We start from the raw sequence: 24,376 nt of genomic DNA on the forward strand, positions 1-24,376 counted from the left end.
TGCTATCTGTTTGTTATTTTATTGCTAACGTCAATTCGTCTAATAAAAGCGTATATGTGTTATAACCTGTCCGATCAACTTTAATCACTTTTCGCCAATTGGCATTTTCTATATCACGGAAAGCAACAATAACTCCAATATACTCAACACCAGGTTTCATACTTGAACGATAATGTTCTGACTGTCCCGGTGAGAGTGATATCTCTGTTTTTTCCACCATATCTGGTCCGAGGACCTCATTGGAATTCTCATATAAAGAAAAAAAACCTTGACTTTTAAACAACGTATCAGAAGTCAATTCAAATATATGAACAACCACCGGAGATGGGCGTCCATTCATATCAGGGTTTATATTATTCTCAGCATAAATATTAAGATTAGAATAAGGATCAACGGCCATGTTGGCGATACTACACCCAACTAATAAAAATGTAATTAATAACGGTAAAATTTTGATTAAACGTCTCACTTATTATCCCTCTATATTCCTTATTGCTTTATCATATTCTCTTGCAAAATCTTCTAAATAAAATTTATCACTATCAAATCCACCAACTTCGAAATCATTATTTAGTTGATAGTAAAATGCTTCATATTTCTGCCATTTTTTTTTATCTACTTTCGAAAAGAGAGTAGAAAATAGACTTCTCTCATATTGAGAAATATTTTCAGCGATATGATTAGGATCAAGTAGCTTCATTACACTAGAGACCGCACCGTGCAAGCCATTTATCATCGCTTTTTCATGACACTCTATATCTCGAAATGCCGATTTAATCGCTGCTTCAGGTGAAAGAAAACTTGAACTTTTTCTGTTGTACAAATTGTGTATGGCATCATCAAAATCTGCCGAAAATTTCAAAGGGTTATTTTCTCTCTTCTGGAAAGCAGTGTGATTTAGTTTGTTGGATTGTTTGAACTTTGTTCGATTATGCAATGTTTGCATCAAACCGTCTAACATTAATGCATAGGATTTCCCCAGCTCTTGAAACCACACTTCTTTCTTGTTATCCGGTAACAAGCTTTCATCAATGCCAGCTCCAGAAAGGAACGCACGTAAAAGCGTTTCTGACTCAGGCTGAAAACCTGATGTCTCTTCAACCATTGGCCGTTGCAATAGCTTTTTTGTTTTTTCTTTCTTTTCAATAGAAAAATCTTCAATATTTTCAATTGATTTAGTATCAAAAAAGTCGTCGATATCCCCAATATCTGGTTTCTCTAAAACTCTAGGAATTTCCTCTTCTTGAGAAAGAAATAAATTGGCATCAAAGCCGAAATCCATATCACCCATTTTTGGCATATCGACAGGTTTATTTAAAATCTCTCTTGGTGACAAGGTATTAAATGAAGTGGTCATAAGGTTGTGATTAGGCAGTACATCATCTGTTTTTTTATTGGTATCACTTAAGGTCACTTCTATTTCGTAGTCACCGAAACTGATCGTATCATTATCATTAAGCGTGATCTCCATTCCACTTCCAATTGGGCTAACTGATTTATTAATAAATATCCCATTTGTTGATAAATCTCTTAGTAAATAATCATTCCCAAATTTAGATACTTCACCATGTACACCTGAAATAATTCGTTCAGGGTCAGGTAAAACCCAATCACAAGAATCAGAACGCCCAAATTTAATGGAGCAATATTCTTCCTCAGAAGAAAGTGTATAAACACTTTTTAGTTCTGGTGTGAACTTATGAAAACTGGTAATGGAAAGAATTAAATCCATGTCAACCTCTAGCCGATATGTATCTTGTATTTTTATAGTCTCTGACTGAATGCACAATAGACAGACTAACCACCAGCCTAAATAACAAAACAATCAATAATAGAGCCGTTACTTATAACGGGCAAATAATGAATCATTTAAAATTCAATTCAACGCAAAGTTGTCTAATAAAACAAAATCTAGAACCAAGATCAAATTTTTATAACTTTGCATTTCATATTTCGCTTAACCTCTGTTAGTTAAATCGAATTTTATCTCATACAACCTCTATTAAATAAATATTAGGGATTATAGTCAGTTTTACTTTTAGCTAGGAGCCTAACACATGTCTATTGATAAAAAAGAAAATAAAGACCAACCAATCATAATTAATGGGGATAAAACACAAATCATAAGAAATCAAACGTGGAATCAAGAAGATGTTAATCCTAAAAATCAAGAAGAAAAAAAACTGAAAATGGATAAAAAGAATAATATTTCTCAAAATTCAGACAATGATATGAAAAAAAATCTCTCTTCCGAGACTGAAGAGTTCAATATTGGGACTAATGATAAAAATGATTTTAAAAATAAAACGACAGAAAAAAACTCGAACGATCTGGTCGAACATTCCACTTTAACGCCTGGCCATCTAGTTAAAGGTCGATACATCATCGATGCACTTATTGGCCACGGTGGACTTTGTGATGTCTATCGAGCAAAAGATAAAGTATTAGAGTCATCAGGATCTCATAACCCCTATGTAGCATTAAAAGTCTTACAGAGTGAATACATTGATCAACCTGAAACGGCTCGGATGCTGATACGAGAAGCACAGCATACACAAACCTTAAGCCACCCAAACATCATTCGGGTATTTGATTTCGGTGTCGATAACAAAACGTATTTTATCGTAATGGAATATCTAGATGGCGAAACTGTCGAGCAGTTAATCCAACGCTCCCGCCCCTCTGGCTTGCCATATCACAAAGCAAAAATTATTTTTAATCAAATCCTTGATGCACTCATCTACGCGCATTCGCTTGATATCGTACATGCTGATTTAAAACCAGCTAACATCATGATCGAATCCAATGGGAATGTAAAAATCCTTGATTTTGGTGTATCAAAGATGGAAAAAATTAAACAAGATCAGTATTCGGCAAAAAGAAAAGACGATGATAACTCTGTTATGGGGTATACTCCGAATTACGCTTCACTCAATATTTTAGCGGGTAATAAAGCAACACGAGAAGATGACATCTTTGCTTTTGCTTGTATTGCTTATGAATTGGTTAGCTGTAAACATCCATATAATCGAACAACGGCTGATATCGCTCTGAAGAAAGCACTAAATCTCACTAAGCCAGCATCCTTGCCCTTTTTGGCATGGCGGCCATTAAGAAAAATTCTATCCTGCTCAACAAATCATAATCCATTATCAGCCAACGAACTAAAACAACGCTTAAACTGTGCCGTAACACCTAAGTTTGCAATCGCTGCATCAAGTTTATTATGGTTAGTTGCCATAACACTCCTTATTAATTATTACGATCAAAAACTCTCCTCTATCAACCAAGTTGCAAAAAAACAAGCTGACCAAATCAACTACCAACAAGTACTTCTTAATACACCACCTGAAGATGTATTAGCACTAACCCAATCAGATAATCTTCAACCTATTGTTCGAGACGGGTTAATGCGTTACCACCAAGATGCACTCCTTAGTCTCTTTGAAACCCAAATTGACGAAATACTTAATGCAAGCGAGATGGAATACCCTGATTATAATAAAGTAGAGTCTGTCCTAAAAGATGCAGCACGCTACTACCCAGACTCTCATCGCCTTGAAATATTAACTCTAGACATCCGATCCAGTAAACGTTCAACACTACTGGCAATAGAAAGACAACTCAATTCTATGTTGGAAAAAGCGCATTACACCTCTATTGAAGATGAGAAGTCTGTTACTGATTTATATAAAAAATTCAGTGCGATTCATGCAGACTACTCTTTTGAACCTTCCTCTTTAGCTAGTGAAGTCTTTGGTCAGAAGCTTAAACAAGCACTGATCCAACGAGATGCACAAGCTTTAAACACACTGATTAATATTGGTAACACTTTCTTTAGTTCATCCGATACTCATGAGGAAAATTTATCCATTAGTAATCAAATGAAAGAAGCTATAGAAGAAATGAGTGATTATCTTACAGATAAACATAAAGGCAATTCACCAGACTACCCGTATGAGGCAGCTCGTATTTTATACAAAAATGAATTCGAAAATTTATACCGTCGTATCAAAAATGCATCAGCCCTCAACACTCTTGACAGAATAGTCACTGAGATAGATAAGTTGGCAAAAGAACTGCCTTCTAATTTTAGTGATATCTCAGATCTACGTTTTCAAGCATCAGACAAATATCTAAAACTTTCAGATAGTTTGCTTAAAAAGCGTGAATCAAAGAATGCACGTAGAGCAATACAAAAAGCGAACGAATTACTCCGACAGGTTGACAGAGGTTGACAGCCATTCTACAAGTAATACAAACACAGCGTAAGAATACTGAGTATAAAACGACTTAGTTTCTAAAAACCAACATCCGTAAAATGGGCTATACTTTAACCGTTATTCTCGAACAATTGAAAATATATCCAGAGAATAATGCTGTTCCCTTATAAAGAACTTCCCCTAAGGCCCTAAACGCTTTGTTTCGGGCCTTTTTTTATCGTACTAGACTAAACGAATACCCTCTTGTTCAATGACAATTTTGCCTTGCTTAAACAAGCTGCCAATCGTTTTCTTAAATGTGCCTTTGCTGGTTCGAAAAGTAGCAAAAATCGCTTCAGGGGAGGATTTATCACACAAAGGAAGGAATCCCCCTTTCTTCTCTAATGTTTCCAAGATTTTTGAACTCAGCTCATCCATCTTTTCAACCCCTACTTTTTGCAAAGCGAGATCAATTTTACCGTCAGGACGAATGGTCTTAATATATCCCTTAAGTTTTTTACCAATAAATAGCTTTCCAAAAACATCTGAAGGAAAAATCATTCCCCAATGCGAACCATTAATAATGGCTTTGTATCCTAATTCTGATCGCTCTGCGATCAAGAGATCGACTTGTTGATTCCGAGTATAGTGAGCCGGTGTTTTGTCTAACCACTTATTAAACTTTGTCGTTCCAACAATACGTCCTGAGGCTTTATCCGTATAAACATAAACTAAAATCGTTTGTCCTGTCGAAAAACGGGCGCGCTGCTCACTAAAAGGAACTAAAAGATCCTTATCTTTTATTCCCCAGTTAACGAAAACCCCCGTGCTATTGACCCCTTCTACCTTCATTAAGCCCCATTCACCCACTTGAGCAATTGGCGTTTCTGTTGTAGCAGCCAGCTGATTTTCTGAATCAAAATATAAGAACACATCAATGAACTGTCCTAATTCAACACCTTGTGGTGCATAACGTTTAGGTAACAGCGTTGTACCAAACTCGCCTGCGTCTAAAAAGACACCAAAATCTGTTATCTTTACCACTTCTAAACTATTAATCTGGCCAATGTTAATCATGTAAAACGGTCTCACAGCAAATTTGCAGAGATTATACGTGATCTCTGGTATGCTTTCCCCATTGTACAGAGAAAATTCAGCAATTTTTTCAGGAGCTTTCATTGATCATTGTAGATAAGCATGATGCCGTGACTTTAAAAATTTCCACCGAAATCTCAGAAAGTAAAATACTGGATCTTGATGCCTATTTATTTATTCCCGGAGAACTTGGGTTAACACCAGAAGTCATGTCTGAATCCGAGTTTTTCTACAGCTCTATTCATCAAAAACGCTCCTATTACAGTGATAAAATTCTTCTTCCTTTAGTACACAGCCGTTTAGCACAACGAGGCCGACTTTCATCCACTCAATATCGAGTCAGTCTCAGTCTCTTTGCTTATCAATACGTAATTGCATTAGATCGTGCCGTTAGCCAACTCAATTCAACTAGTGACACCGTCACCTCGGATGAAGTGGATACGGTGATAGAACTGTCTCTCGACATTCTTAAACGATTACGTAGGACAATTCCTTATGAAGAAAGCATAAAGCGCTATTATGCGAATATTGATAACTATCTTTCTTGGTATACCGAACAAAAATTTCTTTCCATCATCGCTCATTTAGCTCGAGATAGTGATTACAAAACTATTAAAGAACGGTTGATCACATTAGTTGAGAAAGAACAGGCACATCGAGCACTCAACCATTACAACTCAGCCAAAGCCGATACAGACATCACTCGGTTAAGCAATAAAATGCGCTTATTACGACGCCTGATTGAGCACCCCATCATTCTCAATGAAAAAGTGACCTCGTTGGGCAATAATATGAAGCGAGCCGTAAAAGGGGTTGCAACAGGCTTAATTATGGTAGTGGTAACTATTACCGCAGTTTCTGCACGTGATTATTGGGGAGAAATTACCGCTTCTTTTATTATTGCTATGTCATTTATTTATGCTTTGCGTGAAATCTTTAAAGATGATCTCCGTGATATGCTTTGGCGTTGGATCCGCAAAGGCAAACCCAAATGGCGTCGCCGCTATTTCGATCCAAGTACGGGAAAACTGGTTGGGCAAAAAGATGAGTGGCTCGACTATAGAAACCTTTCCACCTTGCCAGAAAAAATCCAAAAGATTCGAAAAAAGCGTGTAGTCCAGCGCGAAGAACAAATTTTGCATTATCGTTCTAAAGTTGAAATGTCCACCTCTCGCTTTATGAGTGGCTATGAAGAAACCAGAGAATCGATGATGATCGATCTTAGGCCAATTACACGATTAATGGATAAAGGATCTAACCGGATTTATCAATTGAGCAATGGGCAAGTCAGCCGAGAATCCGTTGAAAAGCGTCACCTCATTAACTTAATAGTCAAAGAAGATGACCACCTACACCCACCGACTTACTACCGCTGGAAAATCGTACTCAACCGCAGCAAAATAGTGGACATTGAGTCCATAACCTTGGATTAAGGCTTTACACATTTTAACGATAAGGTGAGCCAGAACTCCGCCATGGGTTCATTTCCATGCTGCGATGGACAGGTTGCGATAATTTTTACCGCCTTATTTATTCGTTGTCCCGTTGCAATAGTTTCATCCAGCATAGAGTCAATCAGCTCCCCATCATCACAATGAAAATGAACATCGGCTTCTGGGCGCTTAAAAAATTCAGCATTGACCCCTTTAAAAGCCAATGAAATAGGCTTACCTCGACGTTGTGCTTTATGCATTGCCATAAATCCCCCCGCCACATCCGCCCCAACAGCTAATACACCAAAGTACATGCTATTTAGGTGATTTTTATTACGACGTTTTAAAGGAATACGAATTTCTACCGATCGTTCGTTAAGAGATAAAATTTGAGGCCGACAATACCAAATCAAAGGAACTTTAAGAAAGCCAAAATAATTTAAATAAAAATTCGCTTTGGTGAGAGCAGAAAGCATAACGAGTCATCCTTATTAACTTGTCAGACCAGTAAATTCTAAGAACGCACCAATGTCAATAGAATGTTACCAAAATGAGCATCTTGATTAACTTTTAGCATAAAAATGATTCACTTTACCTTCTCGATGAACTTAATCACGCCATCGAGAAGGTAAAAATTGATGTTTATTGATTTAAAAATTGTAGATTGATTCAGCTTGCGCTATCTCTGCGAGGAAGGCTTGTAGTTTAGGGAACTCTTGCAATGAGTAAGTGACCATTAATAAAGGTTTTTTAGCTTGATGAGCCGCTTTAATTGCGACCTCGGCTAGCAGCATGATAGCCTCACTATCTGGATTATATAGGTAATCTAGTTCACGATTTCCTTTATCTACCCCTAAAGTAAATTGCGACAAATCTTGCCAATCAATCACAACGCCATCAAAGTATTGCAGCAAACGCTCAGCCAATATAGCAGCCGCTGGAACATTACATACATACAAGACTTTTAGCCCATTAAGTCCGCGAGGGAGTCCTTGCTCGGCTAAACGATCAATAATAGTTGCCGCATCACTCAGAGCTCGAACAAACGGGACAACGATCTCAATATTGTGACCTTTCTCCTGCAATGTTTTGATCACTTGGCATTCTAATGTAAAGGCACTGGCATAAGCAGCCGATGCAAACCGAGAGACACCTCGCACCCCCATTGCTGGATTTGCTTCCACCGATTCACAATCACCGCCTATCAATGTTTGAAATTGAGCACTATCTATCCCACTTAAACAGATACGAATCACCTTATGCTGAGGCTTAATTCCCTGCTCAATTCGAGTTACCAAAGTATCGACAAAATGCGCATCAACCGTTTTCCCATCCAATAATGCGGACAACGAGTTTTTCTCCAACTCCGTCAGTGAGTCATCCTCAACAGAAATCGCCGGATGGTAAAAAACACTTTCGGCAATAAGCTCAGAAAGAGAAACGAACAAATCCGCACTCGGCGTTTGGGTCGAGATTTGAGGTAATGTATTTCCTAGTACCAGCTGTGGCTGGATTGTGGGTGATTGTTCTAAACTCATTACAGCTCCGGTCATCCTTAAAATCGATAAGATTGAAAATACCGATATACGGAAAGAAAAACAAGCAAATAAAGTAAATATTTATACAATCTAAATGAATAAATACCCACAAAATAACTTGTATCACCTCCTTTTGTGCTAAATAGTTTATTCTGACGGTTAAATTCGTTATCTTTAGCGCTTCGCAATAAAAAACAGGCAATCTTATGCCACTTAAAACTGATGAATTACGTACCCAATCATTGGGTCCAATGCCGACACCGGCAGAGTTAAGTCTGGCTCATCCTATTACTGATGATATCGCAGATCATATTGCCCAATCTCGTCAACATATAGAACGCATTCTTACTGGAAAAGATGACCGATTACTGGTCATTATCGGGCCATGTTCGGTGCACGATCCTAAAGCCGCTCTCGATTATGCACATCGTTTAAGCCAGGTACAAAAAGACTATGAAAACGAACTATTTATTGTCATGCGTACTTACTTTGAGAAACCACGTACGGTTGTTGGTTGGAAAGGCTTAATTACCGACCCTAATCTCGATGGTTCTTACGCATTAGAAGATGGCCTAAGTAAAGCACGCCAACTGCTGTTAGATATCAATAAGCTGGGCTTAGCAACCGCCACTGAGTTTCTAGATATGATTACCGGGCAATATATCGCGGATCTTATTAGCTGGGGAGCCATTGGAGCCCGTACAACAGAGTCACAAATTCATAGAGAAATGGCCTCTGCACTTTCTTGCCCTGTTGGATTTAAAAATGGAACCAATGGCAATATCAAAATCGCCATTGATGCTATTCGCGCCTCTCAAGCTTCTCACTACTTTTATTCCCCTGATAAACAGGGTCGCATGACGGTCTATCGCACCAGTGGGAACCCTTTTGGTCATGTCATTTTACGTGGGGGTGAAACGGGACCAAACTTTGATGAAGCCTCGATCGACAATGCCTGTAGACAACTGGCACAAGTTAATTTGCCGCCGCGCTTGGTGGTTGATTTCAGCCATGCTAATTGTCAGAAGCAGCACCGTAAACAACTTGAAGTTGCAGAGGTGATTTGCCAACAAATAGAATCTGGAGGCTCAAAGGTCGCTGGCATTATGGCAGAAAGCTTTATTGTCGAGGGCAATCAACCGATGGATGATTTAAATGATCTCACTTATGGTCAATCTATCACCGACCCTTGTCTAAGCTGGGAAGACTCCACTATCATGATGGCTCGATTAGCACAAGCAATAAAAATAAAACGAGCTCGTAAATAATAAGGAAACAAAACCATGCCTTCTTTTGATATCGTTTCAGAAGTCGATACTGTTGAACTGCGTAATGCAGTCGATAATTCTAACCGTGAACTGGCTACTCGCTTTGATTTTCGTAACGTAGAAGCTAGCTTTGAGATCAAAGATGAAACAGTCAAATTAGTGGCGGAAGGTGAATTTCAGCTTAGCCAAATGATGGATATTTTACGTAATAATTTAGCCAAACGAGGTGTGGATGTCCGCTCAATGGAATTGAAAGACTCCGTTCATTCTGGTAAAAAGTGGTACAAGGAAGTGGTTTTAAAGCAAGGTATTGAAACTTTATTGGCTAAAAAAGTGGTCAAAATGATCAAAGATGCCAAATTAAAAGTTCAAGCCGCTATCCAAGGGGATAAGGTGCGAGTGACGGGGAAAAAACGAGATGATTTGCAATCGGTGATCACTCTGCTCCGTGAATCTGAACTTGAACAACCTTTTCAATACAACAACTTTCGTGACTAAGCTAAGCTTGCCTTGATATAAAAAATCCAGCCCTATTGATCAGGCTGGATTTTTTGCTAAAGAAGGCTACAACCCTAACTCTTCCGATAATGATTTTATTTGCTCTAAATCCATTTGGTGGACTCGGAGCATTTGATTTATCTGGCTCAATCTTGAGTTGATATCATCCTGTCTATCACACGCATCCGATTTAGCATCCCAAGACTGACCTTGCAAATAAACATCACACTCTTTTTTTAACTCTTTCGCTGTTTGGGCTAAGTGCTGCTGTTCTTGCTGTAGCTGCGCCATTTCCTGTTTCACTTTAAGCTCTTTCTGAAATAGCTCACGTGAACGCTCAAACAACACAGCTTGCATATCCGCTTGACGATTTAAACGAGAATTTTGAGCATCTGCCGCTTGCAAAGCACTTTTTTGTTTATCTAACTGCTGCTCTAACGAAAGATTCATCTTTTCCAACTCCATCAGTTGTTTCTCTACTTGCTGGAGTTTGGTTTGATACTCTTCTTGCTGAGCCTCAAGCTGAGATTGCAACTTCGCTTCCCATGCTTGCTCTAGTTTCTCTGTATTTTGTGTTGTTTCAGTCTTACGCTGCTGCGTTTCATCTTGCCACTGCTGAAATTGCACTTGCAAGGTTGAATAAGAGGCTTCCCACTTCGACGCCGTGAGCATCGAGCCCACCAAGCCACCTAGTGCGATACCAAGAATCGCCGCAATAGCAATGTATAAATAGCTCCGCTTATCACGTTCTTCTATGATAACAACATCATCGTGTTCGTCTTGATTTTTTTGATTCACATAAACTCCCAGCTGCACATCAGCGGATTAATTCAGTTACAACAAGTGAAACAGTATAGAGAGCAAAAGCGCTTAACAAGACAATGACAATCCACTTTTGGAATTTGGCATTCGTGCCATAACGAATCAGTAAAAATGCTAAAACAATCAAAATTCCAATTGCGATCAGCCTACCCATAACTCACTCCCTTGTTTCTTTGTATACCAGTTATCTAAGCTTAGGTATAAAATACCCTTTTCACGTCAAGCGGTGTTAATGATATTCGCTCCCCATCACATCGTTAGCTATTTTTATGATGATTCACTTTTATACTACCTAACGACAGCTTCAAGTTGTTTGGTATAACCTTTGCTATTTTATACCATTTATTGTCCCTCAATAGTCAGAGAAAAGTTGATTATCTTTATTCAGGATCAAGAAGTTACCCTCTTCTAACCTGAAAATTGTTCAATAAATGAGTCCTACGCTCTGTGAATGGATAAATTATCTTTTCCTTTATATTTGTAGATGACATCACAATTTTTTTTCGTTAGTATCGCAAAGCAAATTATCACAACATTAGATAATTGTTCCGATGAAGACTGCAGGAGAGAGGTTGTTAACCTATTTACAACATATAGGTCAAATAAACCCGCCGAAGAAGTAAATCTTTCAGGTGCTTTATTCTTCTTAGAAGAATTGCGAGGACTGTAGTTGGAGGAACCTCTGGAGAGAACCGTTGAATCGGTCGCCGAAGGAGCAAGTTCTGCTGATCAAATTTAGCAGAGTGAAACTCTCAGGCAAAAGGACAGAGGAGTGAAAGGTCACTTTATGAACAAGCCACTTAGGTTTGTTTTTTGGAGCACTATGCTTTGCCCCTTTCCTCTTCTCCTTAGATATCATTTATTAAGGGGAATACATGATTAACCTACAATCACTGCTACAAACTATTGATCACTTTATCTGGGGGCCACCCCTTCTTATCTTACTCGTCGGTACGGGTATCTATTTCACTTTTCGTTTAGGCCTTCTCCAGTTTCGCCACTTACCTTCTGCAATAAAGATGGTTTTCAGCAAAGAACCAGGAGACAAGCAAGGCGATGTTTCCAGTTTCGCTGCTTTATGCACTGCACTTTCTGCCACCATCGGTACCGGAAACATTGTGGGCGTTGCGACTGCCATCAAACTCGGTGGCCCAGGGGCTTTATTTTGGATGTGGCTAGCCGCGTTATTTGGTATGGCAACCAAATATGCTGAATGTTTACTTGCAGTTAAGTATCGCAAGGTTGATGACAAAGGGCAAATGGTCGGTGGACCGATGTACTACTTACGCGATGGTGTAGGCTCAAAAACGCTGGCTGTTTTATTTGCCGTGTTTGCGCTTGGCGTTGCTTGCTTTGGTATCGGTACTTTTCCACAAGTGAATGCCATTCTCGATGCCAGTGAGATCTCTTTTGGTTTATCTCGAGAACTTTCTGCTGTCGTGCTCACGCTTTTAGTTGCTTTTGTCACCATAGGCGGTATTCAGTCTATCGCTAAAGTTGCTGGGAAAGTGGTTCCTGTGATGGCTGTTTTTTATATTGTAGCTTGTCTTAGCGTCATCATTAGCCATGCTGATCAACTAGTTAACGCCCTACAATTGGTGCTTGTGTCTGCCTTTACTCCGACAGCAGCCAGTGGCGGTTTCTTAGGCGCAAGTATTATGCTAGCCATTCAGTCAGGGATCGCTCGTGGTGTTTTCTCTAATGAATCAGGCCTTGGTAGCGCCCCGATGGCCGCCGCCGCTGCAAAAACAGACTCTTGTGTCAGACAAGGGCTCATTTCCATGACGGGAACCTTTTTCGATACCATCATTATTTGTACCATGACGGGGTTTGCCTTAATTTTAACGGGAGCATGGCAAAGTGATTTAGCCGGTGCGGCGATGACGACTCATGCTTTTGCCACAGGCCTTCAAGCGCAAACACTTGGACCCATGTTGGTATCGATTGGGTTGATCTTTTTTGCTTTTACTACAATTTTAGGTTGGAACTATTACGGTGAACGTTGTGTTGTCTTCTTGTGGGGAACCAAAGCTATCTTACCGTATAAGGTGATTTTTATTGGTTTGATCGCTTCAGGGGCTTTCTTGCATTTGGACTTAATCTGGATCATTGCTGATATAGTGAATGGACTTATGGCCATTCCCAACCTCATTGGTTTAATCGCTCTACGACAGATTGTCATCCAAGAAACCAAGCTTTATTTTGATGCACAGCTTCCATCGATGAAAAGAGTTAAAGCGAAAGCATAATACTTAAAACCGCAGATCATTCTGCGGTTTTTTTATCGCCTTTTTTATACGGAATCGTCCGTCATCAACTTAATACCAAGTCCGACTAATACCACCCCCGTTGCTCCTTCCATCCAACGCATAAAGGTATTATTTTTCAGTAAGTTTTTAGCTGAACTTAATGCCCCAGCTAACCCACACTGCCAAACCATAGCGATCATAAAATGAAGTCCAGCCATGAATAGAGATTGCAGTAAAGGAGAGTGCTCGGGATTAATGAACTGAGGAAGGAAAGCAAGATAAAACACCGCAGTTTTAGGATTTAATACATTAGACAAAAAACCTTCACGCAATGAACGCCTGATCTTTAATTGAGTATGTAACAAGCTGGTTACCTGCATCCCTTGGCCAGCTTTAGATAAAGAACGTAGGCTAGAAAAACCCAACCAAATTAAATACCCTGCTCCGACCATTTTAATGATGTGAAACAGCTCTGCCGACTGAGTTAAGATAGCCGAAATACCAATAGCGGAAAAGGTGGCATGAACAAACAAACCAACACAAATGCCTAAGCTGGTTACGCAACCATCTGCCATGCCTGCACGAGAGGTATTGCGGATCACTAAGGCGGTATCCAGTCCTGGGGTTAACGTTAAAATAGTAATAGCAATCAGAAAAGCTTCAAAATTTTGAATATACATAATGACTCACCCAATAGATCAAAATAGGACGAGCAAGTTTTCACTCTAAAACGAGCAATACGTTGACGTCCCTATCAACCCATATTTTTGTTACTTCACTTCGACACCAGCATTCACAACCAGTAAACCGAATTTTCTTTTGTTATACCTGAGTTGATGAATCTTGTCTGTATTATTTTTATAGCCCTGCTTGCTCAAGCCACTGAGTCATCAATGTTAATTGATCAATACCTTGAATATCGGTTGCCTGCAAAGGAATCGGATAACGCGCTAATTGTGCAAACTGTTTATTAATCTCTTGCAAATGCTGCTGCTCTTGCTGACGGCGTAACGCTAAAAACTTACCATCAGCATGGGCAGGCAAAACCCGATTAATGACAATACCCGCAACAGGAAGTTTTTCAGCCTGTAATGATTGTACCGCTCGCGCCGTTTCTAAGATGGGCAGCTTTTCTGGTGTGAGTACAAATAAAATAGCCGTTTTCGAAACATCGAGAAATGTTTCTCGAGTCCGTTGCAATAAACGTTGCCGATTAAGCAAAATATCAGCAATCGCTTTATGCCTTTCATCTAAACCACTTGTAACATGCTCTTGCGGGCTAATTAATGGGTTATCAATATCTTTACCCGCTTTTGGAGTTAGATGATCAAGAACCTTGCTGAATTTATCCGACTGTTCGTTACTTTTAAGTAGGCCTTGCGTCCACGCTGCCATCGCTTCGGGTAAAGCTAATAGTCGTAATGTATGCCCTGTAGGTGCAGTGTCGAAAATAACAAGATCATAGCGTTCTAGCCCCTCTTCTAATGTACGAGCGATACATTCCAGCAAAGCCGCTTCTTGAGCCCCCGGAGACTGTCCCGTTAGGCGGATCTGCCGCTCAACGGCACCATAAAGCTCAGGGCGAGTAAAGCGTTTTAACTGCGTAGTTACTTGAGAGAGATGACGAATCACTTCTTGATCGGGATCGATTTCTAACCCATCTAAATTCGGTGCTAAACACGTTATTTTATCACCGATGGGTCGATCAAAAGCATCCGCTAGGCTGTGTGCAGGATCGGTCGAGACAATTAAAACACGTTTATTTCTCGAAGCCGCTAATAATGCAAGCGTTGAAGAGGTGGTGGTTTTCCCCACCCCTCCCTTACCACCTACCAAAATTACTCGTTTATCTGTCAGTTGTGATGACACTCGTCTTCTCCTCTCCCCAACATAAGCAATGGGAAATCAACAGCACTTAAATTGATCGAGTGGTGAATGAGGCATCCCCATACGGAGATGCCAATCATGAAAACGTTCAATTAGGATCGGCTGTAACTCCAACGTGTAATAACTCGCAGGGTTGGGGACTCCCATCATTTCAGAAAATATCAATAACATGAACAAGTCATCTTGCTCACGCTTAGCGCGAGCAATAGCGGCACGATAAGGTGCGTTATAAATCTCTTCTGCATAATGATTAGCAAGTTTAAAACATGCTCGAATCTTACTCAGCTTCATCGACAGGTTGTACCCTCTTGGCTTTCAATAATGTATTTAAGCTTGAACTGCACTCTAAAGTAATTAGGATCGCAGCAATCAGCACAATAATGTCTAAGCTAAACAGGAACCAATCTTGCTTATCATAAAAACTTTTTAACTGAATCAATAAACCTAGCGTGGTCATGATCAGTAAGAAAACTAATGGGATCAAGGTGTAGTACATCGGACGACCTAGCCGAACTAACATAACGGTAATTACCAATAGTGTTAAGCCCGCCAGTAATTGGTTCGTCGTACCAAAAAGAGGCCAAATCAGCAAGCCACCGGAACCATCGCCACCAGCACCAAAAGCAAGCAGAACACAAGAACCTACGGCTAATAGCGTAGCCGGAAAGGCTTTTTGCATCCAACCAATATTATAAATAGAGCCCCATTCTTGGAAAATATAACGTTGTAATCGCAGCCCAGTATCCATCGTCGTTCCCGCAAATAGAACAACCATCACCGTCAGTAAAGTTTGTGATAGCGTCGTATCAAGCCCTAAGCCTTGTTGCAAGATATTGGCACCACCATTAATAAAAGCACCAACCCCACCTTGGCCAAAACCACTATAAATACTTTGCCAATCTGCAAAAGTTGCAAACCCTGCCGTTGCAGCGATAATCGCGGCTAACGCTAACGATCCCTCTCCGATCGCACCAAAATACCCGACAAATCGGACATCCGGTTCTTTATCGAGTTGCTTCGATGTCGTACCACTTGAAACTAGGCCATGAAAACCTGAAATAGCTCCACAGGCAATAGTCACGAATAGTAATGGTATTAATGATGGAGTTCCAGCGGGCAAATCGGTATTAAAAGCAGGTGCTACCACTTCTGGACCAGAAATCACTACCGCTAAGTATAATAAGAACAGGCCAATAAAGAGTTGAATACCATTGATATAATCTCGAGGTTGCAAAAGCATCCATACGGGTAGCAGTGAAGCAATCGCGGCATAAACAAAAAGAATGATAATCCAGCTTTTTGTTGGGTTTAATCCCATAATGGAATCAGGCAAAGAAAGCGGCAACATTGGACCAACATAGATCATTGCATATAAGGCAATCACCCCTAAGAGAGACACCATAGCTAAGCCAATATAACGGCGATAAATTAATTGCCCAATAACAAGAGCCACCAAAATAGCCCCCCATACAGGAATGGTTGCACTAGGAAAACTGATCAACTGACGAGCAATGACTACAGCAAAGACAGCATTTACCATCAAAAGCACTAAGAAAATAACAATCATGAAAAGGCTACGTGCTCTTGGCCCGATAATATCCCCCGTCAATGCACCAACTGATTTTGCTTTATTACGGTTACTAGCCCAAATAGCACCGGCATCGTGTACGCCCGCAAAGAAAATCGTACCAAATACAACCCATAAAAAAGCGGGGACCCATCCCCAGATCACGGCAATCGCAGGGCCAATAATCGGAGCGGCTCCAGCCACTGAGGTAAAATGGTGCCCCCATAATACATATTTATTCGTGGGCACATAATCGATCCCATCATTCAGTTCATGGGCGGGGGTCCGAAAATGAGGATCCACTTTAAAGATTTTTTCGCAAATAAATTTTGAATAAAAGATATAGCCCAGAGCCATGGCCCCTAGGCCCATCAGCATCAGGAATAAAGCGTTCATGCCTACCTCCACTGTATACATAGTTGCAACGCACAAGTAACATACTAATCTTATTAAAAAAATTATAACCTTATCCCACACATAAGTTTGACAATGATCGCTTATTCGTTACATTGTTAGTGACCCCATTCTCATAAAAATGAAACGAAAGCGTTAACAGCATTGCTTGAAGTCGACCAACATCAAATATCAATACAGAAATAACATCAGAAATTTTCTCATCACTGAGCATTAATGATGAAAAGGAGAAATCTCCTACACGCTTACCTCTTACAGACAAATGTATAATTATACACGGTAGCCATTTTTTAATTAAGGATTCCCATTTGAATCACAGGATATTAGTTGTTGATGATAGTATCGTTTTTCGCAATTATCTCGTTCACCGACTTTCAGCATTAAACTTTGAAATTATAGTTGCATCAACTTATGAAGAAACGCAGCGGATAATGGAAGATAATCCAAACTTCTTCTTTGCTATTATGGACTATTGCCTACCTGATGCTCAAGATGGAGAAGCCATTAAATTATTAATTAAAAATAAACAAAAAACGATTGTTCTAACCGGAAAGTTTGATGAAGAAACAAGAAAAAGTTTCTTAAAGATGGGCGTTCTTGACTATATTTTAAAAGAAAACCACGCATCAATATCTTATATATTAGAATTATCACAACGTTTAAAGAACAATACGAAACATCATGCACTTGTTGTAGATGATTCTCTTGTTGCTCGCAAACAAATTTCTCACCTTTTAGAGAATCACTATATAAAAACCACATTAGCAAAAGATGGATGTGAAGCGATAGAAATATTAAAGTCGAATAAAGATATTACTTTTCTTATTACGGATAATTATATGCCTAAAAAAGATGGTATTTCTATGGTGCGTGAGTTACGTAAGTCATACAGCAACACAGCTCTTCCTATTCTTGGTCTATCTTCTGAAAGCGAAAAAAATATCACTCCCATTTTTTTGAAATCAGGAGCGAATGACTTTCTCCACAAGCCATTTCACCAAGAAGAGTTTTACTGCCGTGTACATCAGCTATTAAATATTAAAGAATCCAATGACAACCTATTTAAACTCGCTAATGAAGATGCCTTAACTGGATTATGGAACAGACGATATCTTTTTGGTGAAATATGTAAAGGTATGGGGCATAGAAATGTCGCCATGATCGATATCGATTTTTTCAAGAAAGTCAATGACCGTTATGGGCATGATGGTGGTGACGAAGTAATAAAAATGGTTGCTCGGTTATTTAAAAAGCATTTCTCAACTGACATTATTTCAAGATTAGGTGGAGAGGAATTTTTTATATATTCTAAACTGTCAATTGAAGAGTTCTTATCTAAATTAGAAACATTACGGCTGCATATTGCAACCACCCCTGTCATTCATCAAGATCAAGTCATTGAAATAACCATTAGCATTGGTGTTTCAAGTTTAAATGGTACACTAGATGAACAAATAAAACAGGCAGATATACGATTATATTTATCAAAAGAAAATGGAAGAAATAGAATTACTTATCAATAAATAGATCCCTATTGATGATCATGCATCTTCCAAAGATTATACTGGTTAACGATACCCATTCCTCTCAGTATTCCCGTATACTTACAACTTACGGGAATACTGGTGATACGGAACACTATTCACTATTTATTACAGTTTTTGGCTAAATTGGCTAATAGCATCAACGACTTTCTGAGCCCCTCTCTGTACATCTTCCATCAATTGGCCTGCTTGAGTGGATAACTCTAACGTCTCTCCCGCTTGTGACTGACATACCGCAATCAGTTCCACCGCTTTAGCTGTTCTTTGTAAATTTTCGGCAACAACTGTCACAATTTCTTCCGTTGTATTGTTTGTGCGCGAAGCCAGTTGCCGGACTTCATCTGCAACCACGGCAAAACCACGCCCTTGTTCACCCGCTCTTGCCGCTTCAATGGCGGCATTAAGGGCCAACAAATTTGTTTGATCCGCGATACCACTGATACTTTCAACCAACTTACTGATTTCTTGAGAATGTTTGTTAAGCGATTCAATATCTATCGTAGCCTGTTTCATTTGCTTAACCAAATTATCCATCCGATCAATAATGGCAGTCACCACTTGCTGCCCTTCCAGTGTTTGCTGTCCAGTTTTTTCTGAAACAGCATAAGCAATATTTGCCGCTTCTGAGACAGCCTGTTCTTGATTCACTTGATCGGTGATCACCGTAGCAAACTTCACCACTTTATAAAGCTCACCTAAATCGTTATGAATGGGGTTATAAGAGGCTTCTAACCACACAATCTGACCAGCGCTATCAACTCGTTTAAAACGCTCAGAAACATATTGCCCGCTGGCTAACTTTTTCCAAAATGCCGCGTAAGCGGGTGAGTTTGCTTCTTCCTCTTCACAAAAAATACGGTGATGTTTTCCCGCAATCTGCTCATTACTGCGGTATCCCATAGTACGAAGAAAATTATCATTGGCGCGTATAATTTTTCCATCTAAGGTGAATTCAATCACAGCCGTAGAACGGTTTAGTGCTTTGAGCATATCTTCATGTTCGCGTGATGCTGTAATGGTACGAGTCAGCTCCGTCGCAAAAACAAAAAAGCGTAATAGCTGTCCTTGACTATTAATAATGGGTTGTAAAATGATGCGTAGCCAAGCTTCCTTTCCATTGGTTTTTGCTATTTGAAATGCACCATTCCAATGTTTTTTCTGCTCTAAGGCGGTTTTCATCCGATTAAAGTGTGCCGTTTTTCTAGCTTTAGCTGGCACTAAGTCGGTTAAATGGACACCTTCAATTCGATTAAACACAATACCGAGCTCTTGCTCAAAATTTTCGTTAATGGATACAATTTTACCTTTGGGATCCAACGTTATTCTTAACATATCGCCATCAAGGCTTTCTCGTACCTGTTCCAATGAATACAAGTACTCTTTTAATTGCTGATTTTCTTTTTGAAGTGATTGATTGAAAAACATATGAACCTGCTGTTTTTATTCATTGCTCTTATGGATATTAGCATAAAAGAATAGAATCCCTGCTGGGTATCATTCATATTGATTAATCACTTTACAGATTAAAAAGGACACCGCATACTCACGCCATTACGACTTCGATTAATGATGAGCATGATTCAGCCACTGCTTTTTACCTTATTCATGGCAATTTTGGGTTCGGCATCTTTACTGAATGGATCGCCGACGTTGCTCATCACTTCTGTCAACACTGAATCAGAAAGTCGTGCAACACTATTGTCTCAACAGCGTATCCATCATCCAAGTACAGCTGCGTTAGTGAGCTCTCGTCTTGAATCACCTCGTTTACCCCAAACTCAATCAATGTTAGATGAAAATGAACAAACATTGACTGAAACAGGCGCTTACCTCGAACTTATTCACCACAGCCTAATTTTATTGCTCTATGCAGGGATAGTCGTGTTGGCTGCCCCACATTTTCTCCGCAAAGCACTTCAATTCTTAAATCTTTACTCGCGTTTTGCTCATGCATAATGACGCAATCAATACACTGAAGTTATTTTGATATTGACTGATTGAGGAAAGCAATGTGAGTGCTTTACTGTCCATTTTTTCAGCCTTATGGCATCAAGATCTGCTGGCTTTGCAACAGGTTGATCTTTCTTTACTCTACCTTTGTGTCGGGTTACTTATTTTTGTTGAGAGTGCGTTCATTCCCGCTGCGCCATTACCATGCGATAGTGTGATTGTGCTTTGTGGCAGCCTTGCGGCGTTAGGAATATTAAATCTGTACATTATGATTGGCGTTCTTGTGCTCGCTGGTTGGTTAGGAAGTGCTGCCGCCTTTTCTCAGGGACACCAGCTTAAAGAGTGGCGAGTTGTGTCTGTTTGGCTCGATAAAGTATCTGATAAGCAGTGGCAAACGACCGATCGTCTTATCCAGAAATATGGCTTACTGGCGATGTTTTTTGCGCGCTTTATTCCGGTTGTTCGTTCTTTATTACCGATGGTAATGGGGCTAAGAAATGCGGTTCTTCCTTTTCGCTTCTTACTGATCTCACCATGGAGTGCTCTGACATGGATTTTATTTCTAATTTTTTCGGGATATGGTATTTCACTGTTACCAGATAACCTGTCTAAAATCGCCAATCAACTGTTAATGCTAGCCCCCATGGTAACTCTGTTTATTGCTCTGTCTAGCCTTGCTATCGGTGCTTGGATGCGGCGGCGTGCCAATCATAAAGCGCCGAGAATAAAACAGGTTAAAGAGTAAATATGATAAAAAGTCAGCCATTAAGAATAAGCCTTAATGGCTGACTTTTTATTGAAAACACTCCACAGATAGCGGTTAATGCTGAAGTATTTTTTCTAATTCACTCAAGCTTGTGGGATCATCAATGGTAGATGGCACCGTATAACTTTCCCCATCGGCAATTTGCCGGATAATACGCCGTAAAATTTTACCGGAACGGGTTTTCGGTAAACGTTCAACGACTAAGGCGTGTTTAAAGCAAGCCACTGCACCAATTTGACTACGAACCTGACTGATTAACTCTTCCTCTAGGGTCTGCGCATCAATTTTGACACCATCTTTTAATACAACGAAACCAAGTGGAAGCTGGCCTTTTAATTCATCATGCACACCCACGACAGCACATTCCGCAATGGCGGGATGTGCGCCGAGAATTTCTTCCATCTCCCCCGTGGAAAGACGGTGCCCCGCCACATTAATCACGTCATCAATGCGTCCCATAATAAATAGGTAGCCTTCATCATCCAGATACCCCCCATCCCCTGAAACATAGTAGCCAGGAAATTGAGCTAAATAGCCAGATTCAAACCTGTCATGATTTCGCCAAACCGTCGTTAAACAACTCGGGGGCAATGGACGTTTAAGGGCAACAAAGCCTTGTTGATTAGCTGGTAAAGGTTCTCCCAATTCATTTAGTATTTCCACTTGATAACCGGGAATCGCTTTCGTCGCAGATCCCGCTTTTACTGGTATGAATTCAAGCCCTAAGGTATTCCCCGCAATGGCCCACCCCGTTTCCGTTTGCCACCAATGATCAATCACAGGTTTATGGGTATGGTTTTCAACCCATTCAAGAGTCGGAGGATCTAAGCGCTCTCCAGCCATAAAAATCGTACTTAGGTGTGATAAATCATATTGCTTGAGAAGCGCTCCATTTGGATCTTCTTTTTTGATCGCCCGAAAGGCGGTTGGCGCTGAGAATAAGGTGTCGACTTTATATTCTTGGCACACACGCCAGAATGCTCCTGGGTCTGGTGTTCGTACGGGTTTCCCTTCATACAAAATCGTCGTACAACCGTGAATAAGTGGTGCATAAATAATGTAAGAATGTCCAACCACCCATCCCACATCAGAGGCAGCCCAAAACACGCCCTCTTGAGGTTGACGATAAATCGTATGCATCGAATATTTCAATGCAACGGCATGTCCCCCATTATCCCGAACCACACCTTTCGGTTTTCCCGTCGTTCCAGAAGTATAAAGAATGTAAAGCGGGTCGGTAGCCAACACTGGCACACACGCCCTAGGAATGGCATGTTGTAGCAAACTGCTCCAATCAACATCCCGCTCATGGCTAAGATCAGCAAGGCACTCTGGCCGTTGATAAACCACGACTTTTTCAGGTTTCCAACGACTATCCATGATGGCTTTATCCACCATAGGCTTATAGGGAATCACTTTATTGACTTCGATGCCACAAGAAGCGGTCATGATCACTTTCGGTTCGGCATCTTCAATTCGAACGGCAAGCTCATTCGGCGCAAAACCGCCAAAAACGACAGAGTGGATAGCCCCTAGCCGAGCACAAGCCAACATAGCCATGGCGGCTTGAGGAATCATCGGCATATAGATGATGACTCGGTCTCCTTTAGTTACCCCTTGATCTGCCAACATGCCAGCCACACGTGCGACACTGTCACGTAGTGCATTATAGCTATAACGTTGCTTTTTCCCGGTAACGGGAGAGTCATAAATTAATGCCGTATGATCACCGCGTCCTTGCTCACAATGATAATCTAATGCAAGCCAACACGTGTTCATCACCCCATCAGAAAACCAACGTTCAATCCCGTTGTCATCGGTTGAGAGAATGGTGTTAGGGAACTCGAACCAATCAATCTGCTGAGCTTGAGCTTTCCAGAACGCTTCCGGCTGCGCCTTTGCCCATGAATATTCCTTTAAATATGCCGACATCGTGCCTCTCCTTATTCGTTCTTTAGGCTTTCAGCTGGAACTCGAACCCAACCTTCCATCAAAATACGTGCACTGCGGCTCATGACCGCTTTTTCAACTCGCCATCCTTGCTCTGAATGGTAAGCTTTCGCCCCTACTTTTAATGTGCCCGATGGGTGACCAAAAACCACTTGCGTTTTTTCTCCGCCGCCTGCGGCTTCATTCACGATGGTTCCAGGTACACAAGCAGCGGCAGCAATCGCAACCGCCGCCGTTCCCATCATGGCATGATGTAATTTTCCCATCGACAAGGCACGTACAAGCAAGTCAACCTGCTGCTGAGTGACTTTTTTACCACTGGAGGTGAGATAGTTTTTCGGTGGAGAAACAAAGGCAATTTTGGGAGTATGTTGTCGAACCTTTGCTTCCTCTAAGTCGGTGATTAATCCCATTTTCAGCGCGCCGTAAGCTCGTAGCGTTTCAAATCGAGCCAATGCGTGCGGATCGTTATTAATTTCATCTTGTAACTCACAACCACCATAGCCGATAGCGTGCGCATCAATAAAGATGGTTGGAATACCCGCATTAATTAGCGTCACTTGTAAAGGCTCAAATCCCGGAATCTCTAACGTATCGCGCAAGTTCCCCGTTGGAAACATCGACCCTTCACCTTCTGCGGGGTCGAGAAAATCGACTTGGATTTCTGCCGCAGGAAATGTTACACCATCGAGTTCAAACAGACCCACTTCCTGCACTTCGCCATTGATGATGGGAACGTGAACAACGATGCTCTTTTGAATATTGACTTGCCAGACTTTGACGTCAACAACCCCATGCTCGGGAATACGTTGTGGATCTATCAATCCGGCGTGAATGGCAAAGGGGCCAACCGCAGCAGAAAGGTTGCCACAGTTACCACTCCAATCAACAAAAGGTTTGTCTATCGATACCTGACCAAAGAGGTAATCAACATCATGCCCTTCTTTTTCACTTTTGGAGACAATCACCGTTTTACTGGTACTGGATGTCGCCCCTCCCATTCCATCAATCTGTTTACCATAGGCATCTGGGCTGCCGATGATTCTTAATAACAACTTGTCGCGTGCCTCTCCGGGTACTTGTGCCGCAAGTGGGAGATCAGACAACTTAAAAAACACCCCTTTACTGGTTCCCCCCCGTAAGTAAGTGGCGGGAATTTTTAGCTGTGGCGCGATATTGACATGACTCATAAC

General features: G+C 40.6%; 22 protein-coding genes and 1 riboswitch. Of the genes, 8 read left to right on the forward strand and 14 right to left on the reverse strand.

The window, feature by feature from the left end:
- Positions 1-13 precede the first annotated feature (13 nt).
- Both tssJ and tagH read right to left on the reverse strand, forming a co-directional pair.
- On the reverse strand, positions 14-469 hold the full coding sequence (tssJ, locus tag EXA13_RS05745; protein ID WP_238132325.1) for a type VI secretion system lipoprotein TssJ: 456 nt from the start codon (positions 467-469) through the stop codon (positions 14-16).
- A 3-nt stretch (positions 470-472) separates the two neighbouring features.
- Positions 473-1,732 (reverse strand): type VI secretion system-associated FHA domain protein TagH, encoded by a 1,260-nt coding sequence (gene tagH / locus EXA13_RS05750; RefSeq protein ID WP_238132326.1) that lies wholly within the window; start codon positions 1,730-1,732, stop codon positions 473-475.
- Between the two features lie 325 nt (positions 1,733-2,057).
- On the opposite strand from tagH, the gene EXA13_RS05755 reads away from it, so the two are divergent.
- Positions 2,058-4,238 (forward strand): serine/threonine-protein kinase, encoded by a 2,181-nt coding sequence (locus EXA13_RS05755; protein WP_238132327.1) that lies wholly within the window; start codon positions 2,058-2,060, stop codon positions 4,236-4,238.
- A gap of 207 nt (positions 4,239-4,445) precedes the next feature.
- On the opposite strand, the gene EXA13_RS05760 is transcribed toward EXA13_RS05755, so the two are convergent.
- A complete protein-coding gene (locus EXA13_RS05760) occupies positions 4,446-5,279 on the reverse strand; it encodes a CvfB family protein (RefSeq protein ID WP_238132328.1) in 834 nt (277 codons plus the stop codon).
- A gap of 101 nt (positions 5,280-5,380) precedes the next feature.
- Between EXA13_RS05760 and EXA13_RS05765 the strand changes: the two genes are divergently transcribed.
- Positions 5,381-6,730: a hypothetical protein gene (locus EXA13_RS05765; protein WP_238132329.1), complete on the forward strand. Its 1,350-nt coding sequence runs from the start codon at positions 5,381-5,383 to the stop codon at positions 6,728-6,730.
- On the opposite strand, the gene EXA13_RS05770 is transcribed toward EXA13_RS05765, so the two are convergent.
- Both EXA13_RS05770 and EXA13_RS05775 read right to left on the reverse strand, forming a co-directional pair.
- Positions 6,727-7,206 carry a PaaI family thioesterase gene (locus EXA13_RS05770; protein WP_238132330.1) on the reverse strand — a complete coding sequence of 160 codons (480 nt, stop codon included), beginning with the start codon at positions 7,204-7,206 and terminating at the stop codon, positions 6,727-6,729. The two genes, EXA13_RS05765 and EXA13_RS05770, sit on opposite strands and share 4 nt — an antisense overlap.
- 174 nt (positions 7,207-7,380) lie before the next feature.
- Complete coding sequence (locus tag EXA13_RS05775; RefSeq protein WP_238132331.1) at positions 7,381-8,268, reverse strand: putative PEP-binding protein; 888 nt, start codon at positions 8,266-8,268, stop codon at positions 7,381-7,383.
- A 206-nt stretch (positions 8,269-8,474) separates the two neighbouring features.
- On the opposite strand from EXA13_RS05775, the gene EXA13_RS05780 reads away from it, so the two are divergent.
- Together EXA13_RS05780 and EXA13_RS05785 are read left to right on the forward strand one after the other, a co-directional pair.
- On the forward strand, positions 8,475-9,536 hold the full coding sequence (locus EXA13_RS05780; protein WP_238132332.1) for a 3-deoxy-7-phosphoheptulonate synthase: 1,062 nt from the start codon (positions 8,475-8,477) through the stop codon (positions 9,534-9,536).
- Positions 9,537-9,551: 15 nt separating this feature from the next.
- Positions 9,552-10,034 (forward strand): YajQ family cyclic di-GMP-binding protein, encoded by a 483-nt coding sequence (locus tag EXA13_RS05785; protein ID WP_238132333.1) that lies wholly within the window; start codon positions 9,552-9,554, stop codon positions 10,032-10,034.
- Positions 10,035-10,100: 66 nt separating this feature from the next.
- On the opposite strand, the gene EXA13_RS05790 is transcribed toward EXA13_RS05785, so the two are convergent.
- Together EXA13_RS05790 and EXA13_RS05795 are read right to left on the reverse strand one after the other, a co-directional pair.
- The gene (locus EXA13_RS05790) at positions 10,101-10,832 is read right to left on the reverse strand and encodes a chromosome partitioning protein ParA (RefSeq protein WP_238132334.1); all 732 of its coding nucleotides are present in this window, start codon (positions 10,830-10,832) and stop codon (positions 10,101-10,103) included.
- Positions 10,833-10,851: 19 nt separating this feature from the next.
- On the reverse strand, positions 10,852-11,010 hold the full coding sequence (locus tag EXA13_RS05795) for a hypothetical protein (protein WP_238132335.1): 159 nt from the start codon (positions 11,008-11,010) through the stop codon (positions 10,852-10,854).
- Between the two features lie 518 nt (positions 11,011-11,528).
- A riboswitch (glycine riboswitch) is annotated at positions 11,529-11,634 on the forward strand.
- Between the two features lie 97 nt (positions 11,635-11,731).
- Here EXA13_RS05795 and EXA13_RS05800 point away from each other — a divergent pair.
- Positions 11,732-13,105: an alanine/glycine:cation symporter family protein gene (locus EXA13_RS05800; protein WP_238132336.1), complete on the forward strand. Its 1,374-nt coding sequence runs from the start codon at positions 11,732-11,734 to the stop codon at positions 13,103-13,105.
- A 44-nt stretch (positions 13,106-13,149) separates the two neighbouring features.
- Here the strand turns inward: EXA13_RS05800 and EXA13_RS05805 are convergent, their stop codons facing one another.
- The 4 genes from EXA13_RS05805 to EXA13_RS05820 all read right to left on the reverse strand — a co-directional run bounded on the left by EXA13_RS05805 (position 13,150) and on the right by EXA13_RS05820 (position 16,955).
- Entirely contained in the window at positions 13,150-13,785 is a 636-nt protein-coding gene (locus EXA13_RS05805) for a LysE family translocator (RefSeq protein ID WP_238132337.1), read from the reverse strand.
- A 178-nt stretch (positions 13,786-13,963) separates the two neighbouring features.
- Positions 13,964-14,974: an ArsA family ATPase gene (locus EXA13_RS05810; RefSeq protein WP_238132338.1), complete on the reverse strand. Its 1,011-nt coding sequence runs from the start codon at positions 14,972-14,974 to the stop codon at positions 13,964-13,966.
- Between the two features lie 36 nt (positions 14,975-15,010).
- A complete protein-coding gene (locus EXA13_RS05815) occupies positions 15,011-15,283 on the reverse strand; it encodes a cory-CC-star protein (RefSeq protein ID WP_078925141.1) in 273 nt (90 codons plus the stop codon).
- On the reverse strand, positions 15,270-16,955 hold the full coding sequence (locus EXA13_RS05820; protein WP_238132339.1) for a carbon starvation CstA family protein: 1,686 nt from the start codon (positions 16,953-16,955) through the stop codon (positions 15,270-15,272). Before EXA13_RS05820 ends, EXA13_RS05815 begins: the two co-directional genes overlap by 14 nt.
- 326 nt (positions 16,956-17,281) lie before the next feature.
- Between EXA13_RS05820 and EXA13_RS05825 the strand changes: the two genes are divergently transcribed.
- Entirely contained in the window at positions 17,282-18,496 is a 1,215-nt protein-coding gene (locus tag EXA13_RS05825) for a GGDEF domain-containing response regulator (protein ID WP_238132340.1), read from the forward strand.
- Between the two features lie 129 nt (positions 18,497-18,625).
- On the opposite strand, the gene EXA13_RS16890 is transcribed toward EXA13_RS05825, so the two are convergent.
- Positions 18,626-19,942, reverse strand: a complete 1,317-nt coding sequence (locus EXA13_RS16890) for a methyl-accepting chemotaxis protein (RefSeq protein ID WP_275949660.1) — start codon at positions 19,940-19,942, stop codon at positions 18,626-18,628.
- 141 nt (positions 19,943-20,083) lie between these two features.
- On the opposite strand from EXA13_RS16890, the gene EXA13_RS05840 reads away from it, so the two are divergent.
- Together EXA13_RS05840 and EXA13_RS05845 are read left to right on the forward strand one after the other, a co-directional pair.
- Positions 20,084-20,473: a hypothetical protein gene (locus tag EXA13_RS05840; RefSeq protein ID WP_238132341.1), complete on the forward strand. Its 390-nt coding sequence runs from the start codon at positions 20,084-20,086 to the stop codon at positions 20,471-20,473.
- 55 nt (positions 20,474-20,528) lie between these two features.
- The gene (locus EXA13_RS05845; protein WP_238132342.1) at positions 20,529-21,212 is read left to right on the forward strand and encodes a DedA family protein; all 684 of its coding nucleotides are present in this window, start codon (positions 20,529-20,531) and stop codon (positions 21,210-21,212) included.
- A 75-nt stretch (positions 21,213-21,287) separates the two neighbouring features.
- Here the strand turns inward: EXA13_RS05845 and EXA13_RS05850 are convergent, their stop codons facing one another.
- Positions 21,288-23,165, reverse strand: a complete 1,878-nt coding sequence (locus EXA13_RS05850) for a propionyl-CoA synthetase (protein ID WP_238132343.1) — start codon at positions 23,163-23,165, stop codon at positions 21,288-21,290.
- Between the two features lie 11 nt (positions 23,166-23,176).
- Positions 23,177-24,373, reverse strand: a complete 1,197-nt coding sequence (gene prpF / locus EXA13_RS05855) for a 2-methylaconitate cis-trans isomerase PrpF (RefSeq protein WP_238132344.1) — start codon at positions 24,371-24,373, stop codon at positions 23,177-23,179.
- Positions 24,374-24,376 lie beyond the last annotated feature (3 nt).

The organism is Vibrio cincinnatiensis, from assembly GCF_022113815.1.
GTDB lineage: Bacteria > Pseudomonadota > Gammaproteobacteria > Enterobacterales > Vibrionaceae > Vibrio > Vibrio cincinnatiensis_A.